The sequence below is a fragment of the Candidatus Aminicenantes bacterium genome, from assembly GCA_026393795.1.
GTDB lineage: Bacteria > Acidobacteriota > Aminicenantia > UBA2199 > UBA2199 > UBA2199.
Genome location: JAPKZL010000040.1, coordinates 1 through 18,697, shown reverse-complemented (window position 1 = coordinate 18,697; position 18,697 = coordinate 1). Strand labels below are relative to the sequence as shown.

At 59.7% G+C, this 18,697-nt stretch carries 9 protein-coding genes; 4 read left to right on the top strand and 5 right to left on the bottom strand.

Going from position 1 to position 18,697, the window contains the following annotated elements:
- Positions 1-2,189, bottom strand: a 2,189-nt coding sequence (locus NTW95_01775) for a sulfatase-like hydrolase/transferase (protein MCX6556154.1), incomplete at its 3' end; no start/stop codon positions are given.
- Between the two features lie 189 nt (positions 2,190-2,378).
- Here NTW95_01775 and NTW95_01770 point away from each other — a divergent pair.
- Genes NTW95_01770 through NTW95_01755 form a run of 4 tightly spaced genes read left to right on the top strand, consistent with a single transcriptional unit; the run spans position 2,379 to position 7,388 of the window.
- A complete protein-coding gene (locus tag NTW95_01770; GenBank protein MCX6556153.1) occupies positions 2,379-4,442 on the top strand; it encodes a GWxTD domain-containing protein in 2,064 nt (687 codons plus the stop codon).
- Entirely contained in the window at positions 4,439-5,350 is a 912-nt protein-coding gene (locus NTW95_01765; GenBank protein ID MCX6556152.1) for a GWxTD domain-containing protein, read from the top strand. Before NTW95_01770 ends, NTW95_01765 begins: the two co-directional genes overlap by 4 nt.
- A 13-nt stretch (positions 5,351-5,363) precedes the next feature.
- Positions 5,364-6,401 carry a hypothetical protein gene (locus NTW95_01760; GenBank protein ID MCX6556151.1) on the top strand — a complete coding sequence of 346 codons (1,038 nt, stop codon included), beginning with the start codon at positions 5,364-5,366 and terminating at the stop codon, positions 6,399-6,401.
- A 21-nt stretch (positions 6,402-6,422) separates the two neighbouring features.
- Entirely contained in the window at positions 6,423-7,388 is a 966-nt protein-coding gene (locus NTW95_01755; GenBank protein ID MCX6556150.1) for a tetratricopeptide repeat protein, read from the top strand.
- A 31-nt stretch (positions 7,389-7,419) separates the two neighbouring features.
- Here NTW95_01755 and NTW95_01750 read toward each other — a convergent pair whose 3' ends face one another.
- From NTW95_01750 to NTW95_01735, 4 genes are all read right to left on the bottom strand, one after another.
- Positions 7,420-9,561: a sulfatase-like hydrolase/transferase gene (locus NTW95_01750; GenBank protein MCX6556149.1), complete on the bottom strand. Its 2,142-nt coding sequence runs from the start codon at positions 9,559-9,561 to the stop codon at positions 7,420-7,422.
- A 65-nt stretch (positions 9,562-9,626) separates the two neighbouring features.
- Entirely contained in the window at positions 9,627-11,774 is a 2,148-nt protein-coding gene (locus NTW95_01745) for a sulfatase-like hydrolase/transferase (protein MCX6556148.1), read from the bottom strand.
- Positions 11,775-11,894: 120 nt separating this feature from the next.
- Complete coding sequence (locus NTW95_01740; GenBank protein MCX6556147.1) at positions 11,895-15,119, bottom strand: TonB-dependent receptor; 3,225 nt, start codon at positions 15,117-15,119, stop codon at positions 11,895-11,897.
- 379 nt (positions 15,120-15,498) lie between these two features.
- On the bottom strand, positions 15,499-18,697 hold a 3,199-nt coding region (locus NTW95_01735; GenBank protein ID MCX6556146.1), incomplete at its 5' end, for a TonB-dependent receptor.

Genomic DNA, 18,697 nt, shown 5'->3' with positions numbered 1-18,697 from the left:
TCCAGGTTCTGGCGGCTGTCGAAATTGGTTCTGGCGATAATGAAAAAGGGCAGGTTGAAACCGGGATCGATCTCCGTGGTCATCCGGAGAAAGCGCAGCGCGTCATCCATCCGTCCCAGCTTTTTACAAACCTGAGCCAGGTTGAACGCGGCGCCGACGTTCTTCTCGTTGATCTCCAGCTCGCGCAAGTAGGATTTTCGCGCCAGTTCCAGGTCGCCGCAGGCGTCGGCCACCTGGGCGCGGATAAAGGCGACCTTGGACAGGTCGGGATTGATCTCCTGGGCCTTGGCCAGGCACTTTTCGGCGCCGGCCAAGTCCTGGCGCTGGAAAAGGATCTCTCCCATTTTCAAATAAACCTCGGCGTACTTCGGATCCAGGATCAAGGCCTTTTGGAACCAGGCCAGCGCCTCGTCTGGGCGCTGGCGCTGCTCCGCGACCTGGCCGAGCAGCCGCAGAAAAGTCGCATCCTTGGGGAATATGGCGCGGAAGGCGTGGATCTCCTTTTCAGCCTGGTCGAGCTGCTTCATGGCCATCAGGGTGTTGACCACGTCGACCATGGCGAAATTGTCATTGGCTTTTTGGCGGATCACCTGGCGGTAAGCGGCCAGGGCTTCGGGGAAGCGCTTCTCCGTGTAATACAGGTTGCCCAGGAGCGAATGCCCATCGACGATTTCCGGGTCGCGGGCGAGGATTCCGTTCATCAGGACGATCGCCTGGTCGATCCGCCCGTCTTGCTCCAGGTCGCGCACGCGCGTGATGTCGTTGTATACCTGGATCTTGGTCTTGGGGTCCGGCAGGCCTGTTTTTTCCGTGGTATCGACCACCGTGGACAGGTAGCCCAGCGCGGCCAGCTTCTGACGGTCCTCGCGGCTCAGCGCGGCCTGGGTCGTGGATGAAAGCGAGCCGCGCGCAATCCGGGCCTGGAAATCCTGCAGGTTTTTTTTTATTTTTTTGCCGATGGCGGACTTTTTCAACCACAGATTGTCATCCTCAGCCATGCCGCCGTTCGCCAGGTCGTACAATTCCTCCTGCGGCGCTTCGATGAATTTGTACCCGTCCTGGTAGATGGCCGTCAGCTCCGACCAGCCGTAATGCAGCCGGGGATACCATGTCTCGCACAGGGCTTGACCGAACCCCTCGCTCTCATCGCCAAAAGCCAACCGCAGCAGCGACTTGCCCTGCTGGGTTTTTCCGGGGGCGATGCCCAACGCCTCCAGAATCGTGGGCACGATATCCACGAGCTCGACCGTCGTCGCCACCCGGCGCGCCGGCAATCGCCAGGGCGAGCGAACGATCAGCGGCACGTGCACCGCGGCCTCGTAGACGAAAAAGCCGTGCGCGTTTTCGCCGTGTTCGCCGAGCATTTCACCGTGGTCCCCCGCCGCCACGATCAGGGTGTTGTCCCAGAGACCGCGCGCCTTGAGGAACGAGAAAAACTTGCCCAGCTCGGCGTCCATGTAGGCCACTTCGCCCGCATAGGGATTGCTGCGGTACAAGGAGGCGAATGGCTCCGGCGGCGTGTACGGCGCATGCGGGTCGTAGAGGTGGATCCATGAAAAGAACCTTCGTTTTCCGTTCTTTTCCAGCCAGGCCTCGGCCTCGGGCAGCACATCGCCGGCCAGCTTCTGGATGTTGCTCAACGAGACGGTCTTCAGTTTGCTGAAGCGGAAGCTGTCGCCGTAGTAGTCCCAGCCCCGATTCAGCCCCCATTTCCGATGGAGGACGTAGGCCGAAATGAAAGCGGAGGTCGCAAAACCCCGACGACGCAGCGTCTCGGACAGAAGCTCCAGCCCCTCCGGGACGACGAAGCTGCCGTTGTCGCGCACCTGGTGGAAAGCGGGGTAGCTGCCGGAAAGGATTGTGGTATGGGCCGGCAGGGTCAGCGGCACCTGGGAGATGCAGCGGTCAAAGATGGTCCCCGCTGCGGCCAGGGCATCGAGGTTGGGCGTTGGCACATGGTCCGCGTCATAGCAGCTCAGGTAGTCGGCCCGGGTGGTGTCCAGGGTGATCAGGATGACGTTGCAGCCTTGCAGCTTGCGCTTGTGAATGTGACGCTTCCCACTCGGGCCAAAAAGGACCACGCCCAGGGCGATAATGGCGGCGGCTATGGCCAGGGGAAAAATCGGGCGGCGCCATTGAGCTCGGCGTCGTCGCGAGGCCTGGGAGTTGTTTTTCGCTGGAGCGGCCATCCAGCCGATTATAGTCCAATCGGCCGGGTGTGTCAACCACCGTGCCGGCGCGTTTTCTTCATAAAGCGAAGGCGGATTTTTAAATGATGCGCTTTTTCAGTGCCGGCCAAGCCCCGGTCCTGATGGCTTGCTAAAGGAAATCTTGCATGCTATAATGACTTCTTTTTATTGATCCATTGCGAGGAAATGATGAAACGAACGCTTTGGCTGCCCGTGGTCCTGATTCTCGTCCTCCTGTTGCCTGCCGTTTCTGAAAGGGCGCTGATCAAACAGCTCTCTCCCCGGTACAAGACCTGGCTCACCGAGGAAGTCGTTTACATCATCGCCGAAAAGGAAAAAGAGGTGTTCCTGCAACTGTCGAGCGACCTCGAGCGCGATGCGTTCATCAAGGCTTTCTGGAAACAGCGCGATCCCAATCCCAACACCCCTGAGAACGAATTCATGATCGAGCACCACCGGCGCATCCAGTACGCCAACCAGTGGTTCGGCAAGGAATCCCCCGCCCCGGGCTGGAAATCGGACATGGGCCGGATCTATATCCTGCTCGGCGCGCCCAAGTCGGTGGACAAGCTCGAGAACACGACCGAGCTACGGCCGATCGTCATCTGGTACTACCAGGGGATGGCCGATATGGGGCTGCCCAACGCCTTCGATGTCCTTTTTTTCAAAAGGGACTTCTCCGGTGATTTTGAATTGTACTCGCCCGTCCGTTTCGGGCCGCAGTACCTGATGATGGACTACGACGGCGACATAAACGATTACCAGACCGCCTACGCGAAGCTTCTGGAAATCGAGCCCACCGTCGCCGAACTGTCATTGAACCTGATCCCGGGGGAGAGCAGCGGCTATTCGCCTTCCATGTCGTCCGAGCTGCTCATCACCACCAAGATCCCCACCGCGCCCGCCCGCAAGGTCAACACCCAGTACGCCGAAAAAATGCTCCGTTACAAGGACATGGTGGAGATGGATTACACGGCCAACTACATCGAGAGTTCCAAGGTGCTCACCGTGGTGCGCCACCCGGCCGCGGGCAACTATTTCGTCCATTATCTGATCGAGCCCAAGAAACTGACCATCGAGCAGTACAACGACAAGTTCTACACCACCCTGGAAATCTTCGGCAGCATCATCGATAACCAGAACCGTTCCGTCTTTCAATTCAACAAATCGATCCCGGTCGAATTAAACGAAACGCAGATGGTGAATATCAAGGACAAGCTTTTCAGCTTCCAGGACATGTTCCCGCTGATCCCCGGCAAGTACAAGATAACCATCCTGTTGAAAAACACCGTTTCCCGCGAATTCACCTCCGCCGAGGGCGATGTCGAGATTCCGGAAAGCCCCCCCACCGGGATCAGTTCTCTGCTGCTGGCCAACAGGCTGATCGACACTCCCAGCTACAATGGCCAGAGCAAACCGTTTCTGATCGACAACCGGCAACTGGTGCCGTCTCCGCGCAATGATTTCCTGGCCAGCGACACGCTCGTCGTGTTCTTCCAGCTGCTGGGGCTGAGCAGCGAAGTAAAGGGAGAGGGCTCGCTGCAGTTCGATATCATCAAGGACAACGCCAGCGTGCAGACCGTGGTCAAAAAAATCGCCGACTACTCCGGGGCGCTGCCGGATGTCATTGAGAAATTGCCGCTGGCCGCGTTCAAGGCGGCCAACTACACCCTGCGCGTGACCCTGCTGTCGCCGCAGGGAAAGCCGCTGGACGTCAAGGAAAGCCTGTTCTATATCACGCCCATGCCGGCCCTGCCCCAGCCGTGGGTCATGTCGCTCCCGCAGCCTTCCATCACCGCCCCGCAGTATTGGAACGATTTGGGCAACCAGTACCTGAACCTCAAGAACCTGGCGCAAGCCCGGCCATTGCTGGAGAGGGCCTACCACCTCTCGCCCATAAATACCGCTTTTGCCATGGATTTCTGCCGCGTGCTGGTGGAGCAGAAGGATTTCCAACAGGCCAAGGATATCGCCCTGCTGCCCTACAAGAACCAGGGGAAAAACCAATTCCTGCTCATGTTGGCGCAAACGTCCCAAGCCCTGAACCAGTACACGGACGCCATTGATTACTTCGTACTGCACATCAATCATTATGGCGGCAGCCCCAAAATATTGAACGCGCTGGCGGATTGCTATCTCGCCCTGGGCAACAACCCCGAGGCCATCCAAGCCTGGGAAAAATCGCTGAAGATCGATCCCAAACAGGACAAGATCAAGGAGCGCCTGGCGGCGCTGCGTGGAGATAAAAAATGAAGAAATGGCGCTGGGGCTGGCTCGTCCTGGTCCTCATCCAGGTGCTGGCGGGCTGTTCGGCGATGGGCAAAACCATCCGTTCGCTGCCGCCCGAGGATCAGCAATTCTTGTCCGAAGTCCGCTACATCATCACCAAGCAGGAGAAGAAGGTGTTTCCCAGCCTGGGCGCGGCCGAGCGCAAGCAGTTCATCGAGGATTTCTGGAAGAAGCGCGATCCGTCCCCCGACACCGAGGAAAACGAGTTCCGCGACGAGTACTACGGCCGCATCGACAAGGCCAACCGCCTCTTCCGCGAAGGGAGTTCCGGCTGGCTGACCGACCGCGGCCGGGCGTACATCCTCCTCGGCGATCCCGAGCGCCGCAATACCTATCCCAGCGGCTACACCTTCTACGACCGGCCGATGGAGATATGGTACTATCAATATTTCACCATCGTCTTCGTCGATTACACCTTCACCGGCGTGTACAAGCTGGAACCGCAGAGCGTGCAGCAGCTCGGCGTGATCGCCAGCACCCAGATGCGCCTGAAGCCCGAAGGCCTGGATTTCAAGCAGGTGGTGTTCGATTTTGATGTCCGGGTCGAGACCAGTGCTGCCGGCGAGGCGACACTGATCATCTCCGTTCCCTATGAGAAATTGAGCATGACCCAGAAGCCGGGGCAAACCTCGGCCATCGAGACGGTGCTCAAGATCGACGTCCTTGTCTCCGGGCCCAAGGATGAAACTGTCCTGCAAAAACAGGAGACGCACACGGTTTCCCTGTCGCCCGGCGACCTGGACAAGCTTTCCAAAAAACTGGGCATCCAGCTGTCGCTGCAGTTGGCGCCGGGAAACTATTCCGCCCTGGTCACCCTGGAGAACGCCACCGACAACAGCAAGGTCAGCAAAAAAATAAACTTCAGCCTATAACAAGGAGAAATCAATGAATTATAAAAAAGCCATCATCGCCGCTTCCATTTTGGCGCTGCTGTTATGCCAGCAGCTGCCGGCCCAGAAGGCCGGTCAGGCCGATGAAAAAAAGGCCTCGGGCCCCGTCTACATCGCTCCCCAGGTCGCGGCCGTCATCGATGCCGGCGTGGCCCAGCGACAGAACCGCAGCGACATTCCCCTAAACTATCTGCGCACCCTCTATCTTCCCGCCCAGCAGAATCAGATCTATCCGATCTTCCTGTTCAAGATAAAGAATGCCGACCTGAACTTGGCCGCCGCAGTCGAAACGCCCGGAGTTCTGCGCGCCAAGTTCCATGCCTTCATCCGCGTCTACCGGCTGGAAAACGGCGTTGCCGGCGCCATCGTGCGCGAGCGCTACATTCCCTTCAATCCCGAAGAGAACCAGGCGACCTTCCAGCCCGCCGGCGAGAACTTCTATTCCATTGCCGGCGAAATCTATCCGGCCGGCAATTATCTGCTGGCCCTCGCCGTCTGCACCCCCGATTTCGCCAAAATCTCGGTCGTGTACAGCGATTTTATCCTGCCCGACGTCGCCCTGCTGCAGAACAAGCTGGATACCACGCCGGTGTACTCGGTCACCGGGCTACAACAGATGCCCGTCGCCGACAGCAAGATCATCATTCACAAGAATTCATTCGTCTACAACACCCTGGTCATGGCCCCCAGCATCAGCAACGAATTCAAGGCCGGCGAAAGCCTGGACCTGTTCTATTTCATCCTGGGCGCCAAGGCCGACGCCGCCAACACCTACGCCCTGCAAATCACCTACCGCTTCAAGAAGAACGGCCAGGACATCCGTAAATTGGGCCCGGCCGCGGCGAAAAGCATCATCGTCAGCCAGCCGATCGCTCTGAGTTATTCCGAAATCACCAAGGACGCCAAGGGCGTGGAAACCGAGCGCAAGGAGATCAAGCTGGAACCCGGCGATTACATCCTGGAAATCGAGATGCTGGACAATGTGTCCAAGGCCGCCGGCAAGCAAGAATACAAGTTCAAGGTTGTTTTATAAAGTACAGAGGAGGAGAAAAACATGAAAAATAGACTCCTGGTCACCCTGACCATCCTGTTCGTCTCGGGGCTTTTCCTGACCAGCGGCCTGAATGCCCAGGCGGGGCAGGGACGCGGACGGCTGAACGGCGCGGTGCTGGATCCAACCGGCAAGCCGATTCCCAATGCGAGCATTACCCTGGAGTTCGAAAACGCCGGCAAGAAGTTCGAAACGACCACCGACGCCAAGGGCGAGTGGGCGTTGATCGGCCTGGGAACCGGACGCTGCAACATCATCGTCGTGGCCGACGGCTTCCTGCCCAATACCCAGCAGTTTTCCGTTTCCCAGCTGAACCGCAACCCCGCGGTGAACATCGTGCTCCAGGTCGATGTGGAAAAGAAGGCCCGGTTGAAGGACGAAGTCGCGGTCGGCCAGCTCGAGCAGGGCAACAACCTGTTCAACGATAGGAAGTACCAGGAAGCGCTGGCGGTATTCAACCAGTTCTCCGTTGACAACCCGTCGATCTACCAGATCTATCTGAACATCGGCGACTGCTACCGCGAAATTCAGGATTACAAGACCGCCATCCAGAATTACGAAACCAGCATCGAAAAGGCCAAGGCGAACGCCGACACGGTCATCCAGGCCAAGGGCATCGCCTCCATCGGCGAGGTCTACCTGCGCCAGAACGATTTCAAGACCTCCCAGGAATATTTCAAAAAGTCCCTGGAGTTGAATCCCAAGGATGAGGTGCTGGCCTACAATGTCGCTGAAATTTATTTCAACAACCAGAAAGTGGACGATGCCATCACCTATTATGCGCTGGCCACCCAGATCAAACCCGATTGGGGCACCCCGTTCCTGAAGCTCGGCTACGCCTACCTGAACAAGGCGGACTACGACAAGGCCATCGACAGCTTCAACAAATTCCTGCAGGTTGAGCCGAATTCGGACCAGGCTCCGGTCGTCCAGGCCGTCATCGATTCTTTGAAGAAGATGAAAAAATAAACGGTTGCCGGCGCTGGGTTATAACAAAACCCTAGCGCCGGCGGCTTTTCCAGACCTGCAGGGCTTTGTCGGCAGCCTGCAGCATTTCGGCGTCCAGATCGTTCGGCGTCGTTGCCAATGCTTTTTCCATGACCGCGATCGCCTGGTCCAATTTTCCGTTGCGGCCCAATACCAAGGCATAATCGAACCAGTGCTGGGCCGTGGACTGGATTTCGCCGCGGCGCAGCAGGAGTTCTTCGCTGCGCCCGTTGTCGCCGGTTTCGATCGCCAGCATGGCGGTGGAAAAGAGCAGGCTGGTGTCGTTTGCCCCGTCCGTCGTTTTTAGCAGGGATTCGCTTGCAGCCAAGGCGGCCCGGTTATCTCCTGTCTTCATAAGCATATGGATCGTTTTTTTCGCGAGCGCGGTGTTGTTGGGCTCGATCTTTTTGGCTTGCGCATACCACTTCAAGGCATCGCGCCAACTTTGGCGCTTTTCACCTATCTCACCGAGGATCTCGAAGACCCGCGTACTGTCCGGGTATAGGGGGAGCATCGCCGTTGCCAGTCGTTCGGCGGCGTCGAGACGGTCGTTGGCCAGATAGAAGTCCAGCAGGTTGCTCCGGAAAGTCAACGCCTGCTCCGGGTTGTCCTTGAAAATTTCGCAGGCGCGGCGCAGGTTGGCCTCGAGCTTGCCCCATTGCTGTTTCCTCTCGTAGACGTAATGGAGCATGAGATAGGCAAACGGCATTTTCAGCGAAAAGGTTTCGTCGCGCAGGCGCAAGGCCTCGGCCTCGACGCGGGCGATATCCACCCGGTCCAGGTCGGAGACCAGCTTGCTGAAACGGGCCTGGTAGCCGATGCCTAGCTTGGGGTCTATTCCGGCCTGGCTGGAGCCGCCGAAGCTGGAAATATAGCCGAGGGCGGCCAGCTTCTTCTTGTCTTCGGCCTGGAGCGCCGGCCGTGAATCCGTTGCCGGCCCGGACCGGCGGTCATGGATGAAGGCGGCCAATTCCCGGTCCATCTCCCGCGCTTGGAGGTTTTTCTTGAAAAAAAGATTGTCCTTTTCGGCCGGATCGCTGCGCAGGTCGTACAGTTCGGCCTGGGGCAGGGAGATGTATTTGAAGGAACCGTCGATCAGGCCGGTGAGCGGCGCCCAGTTGTTCATCTCCCGGCCGTACATGCTTTCCAGGTAGATCGGCTGCTGGGTTGGTTCGCCGCCGCTGTTCAGCGCCGAGGCCAGGCTTTGGCCCTGGGAGTTTTCCGTTGCGCCGATGCCGAGCACTTCCAGCACGCTGGGCATGACGTCCACCAGGCAGACCGGCCGGCTGAACCTTGCCGGTATTTTCGCCAAACCGGCGTTGGCGAAGATCAGCGGTACCTTAACGCTCTCCTCGTAGCAGAAAATGCCGTGGCCGCTCTCGCCGTGCTCACCAAAGGCCTCGCCGTGGTCGCCGACGACCACGATCAGGGTGTTTTCGAGCAGCTTCCGCTCCTTCAGGTCGACGATCATGCGGCCGATGGTGTAATCGACATAGGCCACCTCGCCGCGGTAGGCGTCGCCCGCCGTCGCCTGCAAATAGGCCGGGGGCGGGGCATAAGGCTTGTGCGCGTCGTAGAAATGGGCCCAGAGAAAAAACGGCTTGCTGTGGTCGTTTCCGAGCCAATTCCTGAATTTGTCGTAGACGCGGTCGGCGGGGATCTGGGCGTCGATGTTTCCCGCCTTCTCCTCGTAGCCGAGCCGGTCGTCGAACGAATCGAACCCCTGGGCCAGGCCGAACTTGCTTTTCAGAACGTAGCTGGCGACCATGGCGGCGGTGTCGTACCCGGCCGACTTGAGTTTTTCAGCCAGGGTCGTCTCCGCTTCGCCCAGCTTGTAGGAGCCGTTGTTGCGCACGCCATGGGCGATGGGCCAGCGTCCGGTGAAGAGCGAGCAATGGGCCGGCAGGGTGACCGGAACCGGGGAATAGCAGTTTTCGAACAGGATTCCCCTTGCGGCCAGGGCATCGAGCGCCGGCGTTTTTGCCAAACAATCGCCGTAACAGCCGAGGCGGTCGGCGCGGGTGGTGTCCAGGGTGATCAGCAGCAGGTTGAGCGGGGGAGTATTGGCTTTATGGTAATAACGGACCAGGAAAAAACCGGCCGCCGCGACGATCAGCAGAGCCGCAAGCAAAAAAAAGGCGAGTTTTTTTTTCATCTTGGCCCAATTGTACCACAAGCATGGGGCAAAAAACCGCTTTGGGATGGCCGGCGAGGGAGAACTCAACGCTGGCGGCTTTTCCAGACGCGCAGGGCCTTGTTAGCCGCCTGCAGCCTTTCGGCGTCCAGGTCGTTCGGGGTCGTTGCCAGCGCTTTTTCCATGACCGCGATCGCCTGGATAAATTTACCGTTGCGGCCCAATACCAAGGCATAATCGAACCAGCGTTGCGCCGTGGGTTGGATCTCGCACAGGCGCAGCAGCAGCGCTTCGCTGCGCCCACTGTCGCCGGTTTCAAATGCCAGCATGGCGGTGGAAAAAAGCAGCTCGCTGTCGCTTGCCCCGTCGGCGCTTTGCAGCAAAGTCTCGCTCGCGGCCAGGGCGGCTTGCTTGTCGCCGGTTTTCAGCAGCAGGGAGATTTTCTTCTTGGTCAGGGTGGCGTTGTTGGACTCGCTGCGGTTGGCCTGGCTGTACCAATCCAGGGCGCCGGGCCAATCGCGGCGTTTTTCGCAAATTTCGCCGAGAACTTCAAGCACGCGGATCTTTTCCGGGTCGCTGCGGAGCATGGCCTTGGCCAGCGCTTCGGCGCTATTGAGCCTGCCGTTGGCGAGATAGAATTCCAGCAGGTTGATCCGGAAGATCATCACCTGGCCGGGGGTATCCTTAAATAACTCGCAGGCGCGCCGCAAATTGGCTTCAAGCTTGTCCCATTGCCGCGTCCGCTTGTAGACATAATCCAGCATGAGGTAAGCCAGGGAAAGCTTCAGCCCGGCGGTTTCGTCGCGCAGGCGCAAGGCCTCGGCTTCCACCCGGGCCGTCTCGCCGCGGTCGAGAGCGGCCGACATATCGCTGAAACGCGCTTCGTAGCCGATGCCGGTCTTGGGATCGACCCCGGCGGCGGAGATGCCGGCCGGGGCGAAGCCGGAAACATAGCCCAGGGCCGCGAGCTTCGCCTTGTCCTCGGCGCTCAGCGCCGTTGGCGCGCTCGGCTTGCCCGCGGCCCAGCGCTCGCTGATGAAGGCGGCCAGCTCGCGGTCCATTTGCCGCGACAGGATGTTCTTCTTGAAAAAAAGATTGTCCTTTTCGGCCGGATCGTTCTTGAGGTCGTACAATTCGGCTTGGGGCAGGGAGATGTACTTGAAACCGCCCTTGATCAAGCCGGTTAGCGGCGCCCAGTTTTTCAATTCCCGGCCGTACATGCTTTCGAAATACAGGGGACGCGAGTCTTCCTTAACGCCGGCGGCCATGGCCGCAACTTGGCTTTTCCCCTGCCACGTTTCGGCGGCAGCGACGCCAAGCATTTCCAGCACGGTCGGCACGACATCGACCAGGCTGGCCGGGCGAACGACCCGGGCCGGCTTTTTGATTAAGAACGGGTTGGCCAGGATCAGCGGCACCCTCAGGCTTTCGTCGTAGCAGAAGATGCCGTGGCCCTTTTCGCCGTGCTCGCCGAAGGCCTCGCCGTGGTCGCCGACGACCACGATCAGCGTGCGCTCGAACAACCGATGTTCCTTCAGGTCAACGATCATGCGGCCGATATAGGAATCGACATAGGCCACCTCGCCGCGGTAGGCGTCGCCGCCGGCCGCCGGCAAATAGGCCGGGGGCGGGGCATAGGGCTTGTGCGCGTCATAGAAATGGACCCAGAGAAAGAACGGCTTCTTGTGCCCGAGTCCAAGCCAAATCCTGAATTTGTCGTAGACGCGGTCGGCGGGGATCTCGGCGTCGATGTTGCCCGCTTTTTCTTCGTAGGCGAAGCGGTCGTCGTAGAGATTGAAACCCTGGGCCAGGCCGAACTTGCTTTTCAACACGTAGGCGGCGACGATGGCAACGGTGTCGTATCCGGCCGCTTCGAGTTCTTCAGCCAAGGTCTTTTCCGCTTCATTCAATTTATATGAACCGTTGTTGCGCACGCCGTGTCCGATGGGCCAGCGCCCGGTAAAGAGCGAACAATGGGCCGGAAGGGTCAGGGGCACCGGCGATTGACAGTTTTCGAAAAGGATGCCGCTAAGGGCCAGCGCGTCGAGTACCGGCGTCACCGCCTGCTTGTCGCCGTAGCAGCCGAGGCGGTCGGCGCGGGTGGTGTCCAGGGTGATCAGCAGCAGGTTGAGCGGGGGTTTGCCGGTTTTATGATAAAAACGGAGCAGGGAAAAAACGGCCGCAACGACAATCAGCAGGGCCGGCAGCAAATAACGAACAAGCTTTTTTTTCATCTTGCTTCCATTCTACCACAGGCGCGGTAAAAAAAAGCCCGCCCCGGGGCGGCCCGGGGCGGGCTCTATGTCAGGCGCGGCTCGCTGCCGCGCCTTTGGTTTCAGGTGCAGCTACTGCAATTAGAAGATGAACTTGACGCCCAAGCGAGCGGTGATGGGCAGTTGATAGAGGATGGGCTTGTTGTAGCGCGGGTCGCGGAGCCACTTGTCGGTGCCCTGCGGATAGGTGCTGGTTTCAAAGGCGAACAGGTCGTAACCGGCCTTGATGAAGGCAACGGTGGCGGCGCCATTGCCGTCCCCGCCGGTGATGTTGCTCACGCCGGGGAATTCGAAGTTGAAGTTCTGGCCGCGGTCGTTGATGGTGGTGTAGTACCAGGTGGCGGCGTCGTTGTTGGTGGCGTTGTCGATATTGATGCTGAACTGCAGGGTGTTCTTGCCGAGTTTGAGGTTGTATTCGGCGTAGGCGTTCACGAACCAGAGGCTCGGGGTGCGGCCCAGGTCGTTGCGGCCCAGCGGGTAATAGCCGGCGGCCGTGTCGATGTAGAACTCGGTCGTCCTGGGCGTGCCGCTCATGTAGTTGAAGACGCCGCCAAGGGTCAGGCCGAAGGGGAAGGCGTAGGAGCCGTAGGCCTTGGCCACGATGGGACGGTCGGTGGGCAGCAGTCCGTTGGAAGTTTCCTCTTTGCCGTTGGATTTGTAGCCGATCCACCAGAAGTCGAAGTAGCGGGTCACGTTGGCGTCGGTGCGGCCGTTGCCGCCACCGGCGATGGCCTCGTCGGCGCTGACGCTGCCGGTGTAGTTGCCGAACAGGCGGCTAAGGGTCAAGTTGACGCCGCCCATCCAGTTGTTGCTCATGCGCTTGTCCAGCGCCAGGTTCAGGGCTTTGTAGTCTCTCTGGGCTTTGGGAGTGGGCCAGTAATCGTCGGGCATATTGCCGCCCTGGGAGATCGGCCGCGACAGGCCATAGCCGGGGTTGGTGATGTTGTAGACTTCGTTGTAGCCGCCCTCGAAGGGGACAACGATGCCCACGTCGTCGATGGTGCGGATCAGCTGGCGCCAGGTGCCGCGGGCTGAGAAGGAGAGGTCGTCGCTGATTTTCTTTTCGATGCCGAGGGACATTTCGCTCTGCGCCATCGGCTTGATGTCGGGATCGAGGCCGTCCCAGTACTGGGCGCGGTAGTCGGTGAAGGCGCGGAAGGTGAGCATCGACCAGTCGCGGGTGCCGTCGGCCTTCACTTTGCCGATGTCGTAAAGGCGGGTGGGATCACTGAGATAGTAGAGGCTGCGGATCCAGCGGAAGCCGCCGAACGAGCCCTGGGCCATGTCGAGTTCCATGGTGTCGTTGTAGATGCCGTAGGAACCGAAGATCTTGAAGCTGGAATCGCCCATCACGTCGTAGACGAAGCCGAGGCGCGGCGAGATCTTGTCGAAGAAGCCCCATTTGATGACGTCGGCGCCGATGTACTGGGACCAGGCCGGGTCGTCGTTAAAGCTGGGGACGTTTTCCTTTTCGAGGCGGACGCCGAAGTTGAGAGTCAGCTTGTTGGCGATGGTCCAGCTGTCCTGCAAGTAGACGGCCATGCGGTTGCTCTTGACGTCGCCGAAAGCGCCGTATTGTCCGGTGTTGGAGAAGAAGGGGTTGGTGCGCGAGCCGCCGGGTTGGCCGACCACGCCGCCGCGCACGTCAACGGTGACGCGGAAGGTGGTCGTCGCTGTCTTGTCGCGCCAGCCGGAGAAGCGGACGTAGGGGGCGTTGAACATCTGATTGCGGTTTACCCCGGCGCGGGTGAAGGAGAAGCCCGCTTTCCAGGCGTGTTCGCCGGCCAGGTTGAGGAAGTAGGTTACGTCGGTGCCGGCGCTGAGATTGAACTGCTCGTCGACCTCGAAGGGCGCGGTCATAGCCTGGAACGACTGGCTGGTCCAGCCGGTGCCGTGGCGCATGGCGGCCGGGACGGCGGTGATGCTGCCGTTGCCGACGACCATCTGGTAGATCGGATCGCCATTGACGTTGAGCGAGGAGTCGGCGAGGTTGTTGTTGGTGCCGAGGAAGAAATAGCCGGCGCGGGCGCTGATCATGAAGTTGTTACCCAGCGTGTAGTCGATGTTGGCGCTGGTGCTCCAGTTGGGGAAGCCGTAGCCGAGGTCGCCGAAGGCGTAGCTGTCTGACGACTGGCCGTTGCGGCTGGGCAGGGCGCCCTCGAAATAATTGTAGTTGTTGATGAAGCTCAACGAGAAGCGCAGGTTCTTGAAAGGCTGCGCGGAGAGCTTGGCCTGGAAGTTCAGGTCGTTGGTGTTCGAAGTGAAGCTGTAGGTGTTGATCACCGGGGTGGGGGCAAAGGGGTCGGATGCCGCGTGGGCCGCGTTGGCGGGATAGAGGTAGATGGCCGGCTGCTTATTGTTGCGGAAGACCGGCAGGGCGTTGACGTAGAACCACAGCTTGTCCTTGACGATGTAGCCGCCGATGCCGAAGCCGCCTTCCAGGCGCGAATCGGTCAAGGCCTGGCCGCGGTCCTCATAGTTGAAGACGCGCATGGTAGGAGCGCTGATCTTGGGATCGAGGATGGTGGTGTCGCGTTCGGCACCGCGCAGGGCGCTGCCCGAATAGTAGCCCACCACGTCGCCGTGGAATTCGTTGCCGCCCGAGCGCGTCACGACGTTGATCACGCCGCCCAGCGAACCGCCGAACTCGGCCTGGTAGCCCGACGCCTTGACCTGGACCTCGTCGACGAAGTCGAAGGCCGCCTGCTGGGCGTTTTGGCCGCCGAACACGCTATTGGTGTTCTGGCCGTCCATGTAGAACATGTTCTCGCCGCCCGACGAACCGTCGATCGAGAGACCGCCGAGCATGTTCTCGTTGACCGCGCCGGGAATGACCGCCACCAGGCCGTCAAAGTTGCGGCCCTTGGGCAGGACGTCGAACATTTCCTTGGTCAGGGTCATGCCCTTGGAGGTGCTCTTGACGTCGATCAAGGCCGTCTGACCGGTGATGGTGATGGCCTCTTCGAGGTTGCCGAGCTTGATCTCCACCTTCAGGTTGAGGGTCTGCTCCGCTACCAGCGACACGTTGTCGCGGATAACGGTCTGGAAGCCTTGCAGGGTAAAGATCACCTTGTAGGTGCCGGGAGAAAGGTTGACCAGCCTGAAGGAGCCGTTTTCATCGGTAACCGTCACGGCTTTTCCGACCAGCTTGGGGCTGGTGGCTTCGACGTTGACGCCGGGAACCAATGAACCGTCTTCAAGCTGCACGACGCCAAAGATCTTGGCGGTCGTCTGCTGGGCGCTCAACGCTCCCGCGAACAGGAGCACGCTGATCGCCAGCAGGGCGAAGCATCTGACAGATTTCATTTGTTTGTCCTCCTTTTTTTAATTAGACAAAACACCATAAGCGCTGCAATATTCGTGCCAAAGTGAAGCGGGATCGTCCAAACCGGGAGGCGGACGGATGGTGCAGGCCCGAAACCATTTACGGAAGAGGCTTTGCGGCTATTTGCCGGTTTAATAAAATGGCGTTACCGGCAGTCGTGATCCCTGCCGCTTGAGGAGAAAATCAAAAAGTCTTTGTGTTTTTTTCAATAAATACCGGGAAAATCACTTTATTGAATTTCACGGGGGGAAAAGCGGGCGAAAAAAGACCTAAAAAAAAACCCGCCCCGGGACGGCCCGGGGCGGGCTGTATGTTAGGTACGGTTTGTTGTACCTAGAGCTTCAGTTTACGCAGCTGCAATTAGAAGATGAACTTGACTCCCAAACGGGCAGTGATGGGAAGCTGGAAGAGGACGGCTTTGCCGTAGCGGGGATCGCGGGTCCACTTGTTGTTGGCTTGCGGCCAGGTGCCTTCCATGGCGAACAGGTCATAGCCGTTCTTGATGGTGGCGATGGTGTCAGCCACAGAGATGATACCGTTACCATCATAGTCTTTGGCAAGGGCGCTGCTGCGCGAGGCGGCTTGGTTCCAGTAGGTGTAGACGCTGCGGTTGTTGATGCAGTTGTAGTAGTAGATGCCGGTGTCGTTGTTGGTCACGTTGTCCACGTTGACGCTGAACTGCAGGGTGTTCTTGCCGAGCTTGAGGTTGTATTCGGCGTACAGGTTGAGGAACCACAGGGCCGGGGTGCGGCCCATGTCGTTGCGGCCCAGAGGATAGTAACCGGCGGCCGAGTCGATGAAGAACTCGGTCGATCTGGGCGTGCCCATCATCCAGTCGAAGACGCCGCCAACGGTCACGCCGAATGGGAAGACGTAGGAACCGTAGGCCTTGACGACGAGCGGACGGTCGGTGGGCAGGGGGCCGTTCGCCAGCTCTTCCTTGCCGCTGGAGGTGTAAGGCATCCACCAGATGTCGAAGTAACGGGTCACGTTGCCGTCGGGGCGGCCGGTACCCATGGTGCCGGCGATGGCCTCGTCACCGCTGACGATGCCGGTGTAGTTGCCGAACAGGCGGCTGAGGGTCAGGTTGAGGCCGCCCATCCAGTTGTTGCTCATTCTCTTTTCCAGAGAAATGTTCAGGGCTTTATAGTCGCGAACGGCTTTCGGGCAGGGCCAGAAATCGTCGCTCATGAGACCGCCCTGGGAGATCGGGCGGGAGAAGCCGTAGCCCGGGTTGGTGATCTTGTACATTTCGTCGAAACCGTCGCCGGCAGCGTTGGGAACCTGGAGGCCGACGTCGTCGATGGTGCGGATCAGCTTGCGCCAGGTGCCGCGGGCCGACAACGACAGGTCGTCGCTCAGTTTCTTTTCGATACCGAAGGTCAGTTCGCTCTGGGCCATGGGCTTCAGATCGGGATCGAGGTATGACCAGTACTGGGAGCGGTAGTTGGTGGAGCTGCGGTAGGTGCCGGCGGAGTAGTCGCGGGTGCCGTCGGCCTTGAGCTTGCCGAACTCGAAGATCTTGGAAAAATCGTAGATGTAATAGTAGTCGGAGATCCAGCGCATGCCGCCGAATGAACCGAGGGCCATGTCGAGTTCCATGGTGTCGTTGTACACGCCGTAGGAACCGTAGACCTTGAGGCTGGAATCGCCCAGCACGTCATAAACGAAGCCGAAGCGCGGGGAGATCTTGTCGAGCAGGCCCCACTTGACGACGTCGCGGTTCCAGTATTCCTCGTAGGCCGGATCATCGTTAAAGCTGGGCACGTTCTCCTGCTCCAGGCGCACGCCGAAGTTCAAGGTCAGCTTGTTGGCGATGGTCCAGCTGTCCTGCAGGTAGATGGCCAAGCGGTTGGAGCTGACGTTGCCGAACTCGCCGTACTGGCCGGTGTGCGGGAAATCCAAGTTGACGCGCGAATGGGGGCCGCCACGGACTTCGGCGCTCACGCGGGTGTAGGCGTATGAAGGGGCGCCGCGCCAGCCGGAGTACATGATGGTGGGCGCGTTGTGCATGTTGGCCTTGTTGACGTTGGCCCTGGTGAAGGCGAGGCCCGCCTTCCAGGCGTGTTCGCCGGCCAGGTTCATGAAGTAGGTGAAGTCGGTGCCGGCGCTGAGGTTGCTCTCCTCGTCCACTTCAAACGGATATATCAAAGCCTGGGTGGAGATGCTCAGGTAGCCGGTGGGACGGCGCAAGGCCGCGGGCACTTCGCTGACGGTGGTGTTGCCGAGGGTGAAGGAGTACTGGGGATCGAAGCTGGTGTTGGCCTGGCTGGGGTCGAGCTTGTTGGTCGTGCCCAGGAAGAAGTAACCGGCGCGGGCGCTGATCATGAAGTTGTTGCCCAGGGTGTAGTCGATGTTGCCGCTGATGCTGTAGTTGGGGGTGCCGTAGCCGAGGGCGGCGAAGTCGTAGCTGTCGGCCGAGGTGCCGTTGCGGCTGGGCAGACCGCCTTCCCAGAGATTGTAGTTGTTGACGAAGCTCACCGACAGGCGCATGTTCTTGAAGGGCTGCGCCGAGAGCTTGGCCTGGAAGTTCAGGTCATTATTGGTCTGGTCGAAATTGTAGATGTTCAGAACGGCGGGGTCGGTGAAGGGGGTGGATTTGAGGTGGGCCGCATCGGCGGGGACCAGGTAGATGGCCGGCTGGGTGTTGGAACGGAAGACCGGCAGGGCGTTGATGTAGAACCACAGCTTGTCCTTGATGACGTAGCCGCCGAGGCCGAAGCCGCCTTCCAGGCGCGAATCGGTCAGGGCCTGACCGCGATCCTCGAAGTTGAAGTCGCGCAGGGTGGGAGTGGTGATCGACGGGTCGTTGATGACCGCGTTGCGTTCCCTGCCGCGAATGGCGCTGCCCGAGTAGTAGCCGACCACGTCGCCGTGGAATTCGTTGCCGCCCGAGCGCGTCACGACGTTGATGACGCCGCCCAGCGAACCGCCGAACTCGGCCTGGTAGCCCGAGGCCTTGATCTGGACCTCGTCGACAAAGTCGAAGGCGGCGTTCTGCGCGCCCTGACCGCCGAACACCGAGTTGGTGTTCGGGCCGTCGACGTAGAACATGTTCTCGCCGCCCGACGAACCGTCGATGGAAAGGCCGCCGACGAGGTTCTCATTGAGGGCGCCGGGGATGACCGCCACCAGGCCGTCAAAGTTGCGGCCCTTGGGTAGGACGTCGAACATTTCCTTGGTCAGGGTCATGCCCTTGGCCGTGCTCTTGACGTCGATCAAAGCCGTCTGACCGGTGATGGTGATGGCTTCCTCGATGTTGCCGAGCTTGATCTCCACCTTCAGGTTGAGGGACTGCTCTGCATTCAGCGAGACGTTGTCGCGGATAACGGTCTGGAAACCTTGCAGCGTGAAGACCACTTTGTAGGTTCCAGGGGTAAGGTTGACCAGCCTGAAGGCGCCGTTTTCATCGGTCACGGCGGTCGCCTTGCCGACCAGCTTGGGGCTGGTGGCCTCGACGTTGACGCCGGGAACCAATGAGCCGTCTTCAAGTTGCACGGTGCCAAAGATCTTGGCGGTGGTTTGCTGGGCAGTCAGCATTCCTGCGAGCAGGAGTACG

Excerpts from the sequence above, each read along its gene's own strand:
- NTW95_01770 (MCX6556153.1), top strand. The coding sequence starts at position 2,379 with ATGAAACGAACGCTTTGGCTGCCCGTGGTCCTGATTCTCGTCCTCCTG.
- NTW95_01765 (MCX6556152.1), top strand. The coding sequence starts at position 4,439 with ATGAAGAAATGGCGCTGGGGCTGGCTCGTCCTGGTCCTCATCCAGGTG.
- NTW95_01760 (MCX6556151.1), top strand. The coding sequence starts at position 5,364 with ATGAATTATAAAAAAGCCATCATCGCCGCTTCCATTTTGGCGCTGCTG.
- NTW95_01755 (MCX6556150.1), top strand. The coding sequence starts at position 6,423 with ATGAAAAATAGACTCCTGGTCACCCTGACCATCCTGTTCGTCTCGGGG.
- NTW95_01750 (MCX6556149.1), bottom strand. The coding sequence starts at position 9,561 with ATGAAAAAAAAACTCGCCTTTTTTTTGCTTGCGGCTCTGCTGATCGTC.
- NTW95_01745 (MCX6556148.1), bottom strand. The coding sequence starts at position 11,774 with ATGAAAAAAAAGCTTGTTCGTTATTTGCTGCCGGCCCTGCTGATTGTC.
- NTW95_01740 (MCX6556147.1), bottom strand. The coding sequence starts at position 15,119 with ATGAAATCTGTCAGATGCTTCGCCCTGCTGGCGATCAGCGTGCTCCTG.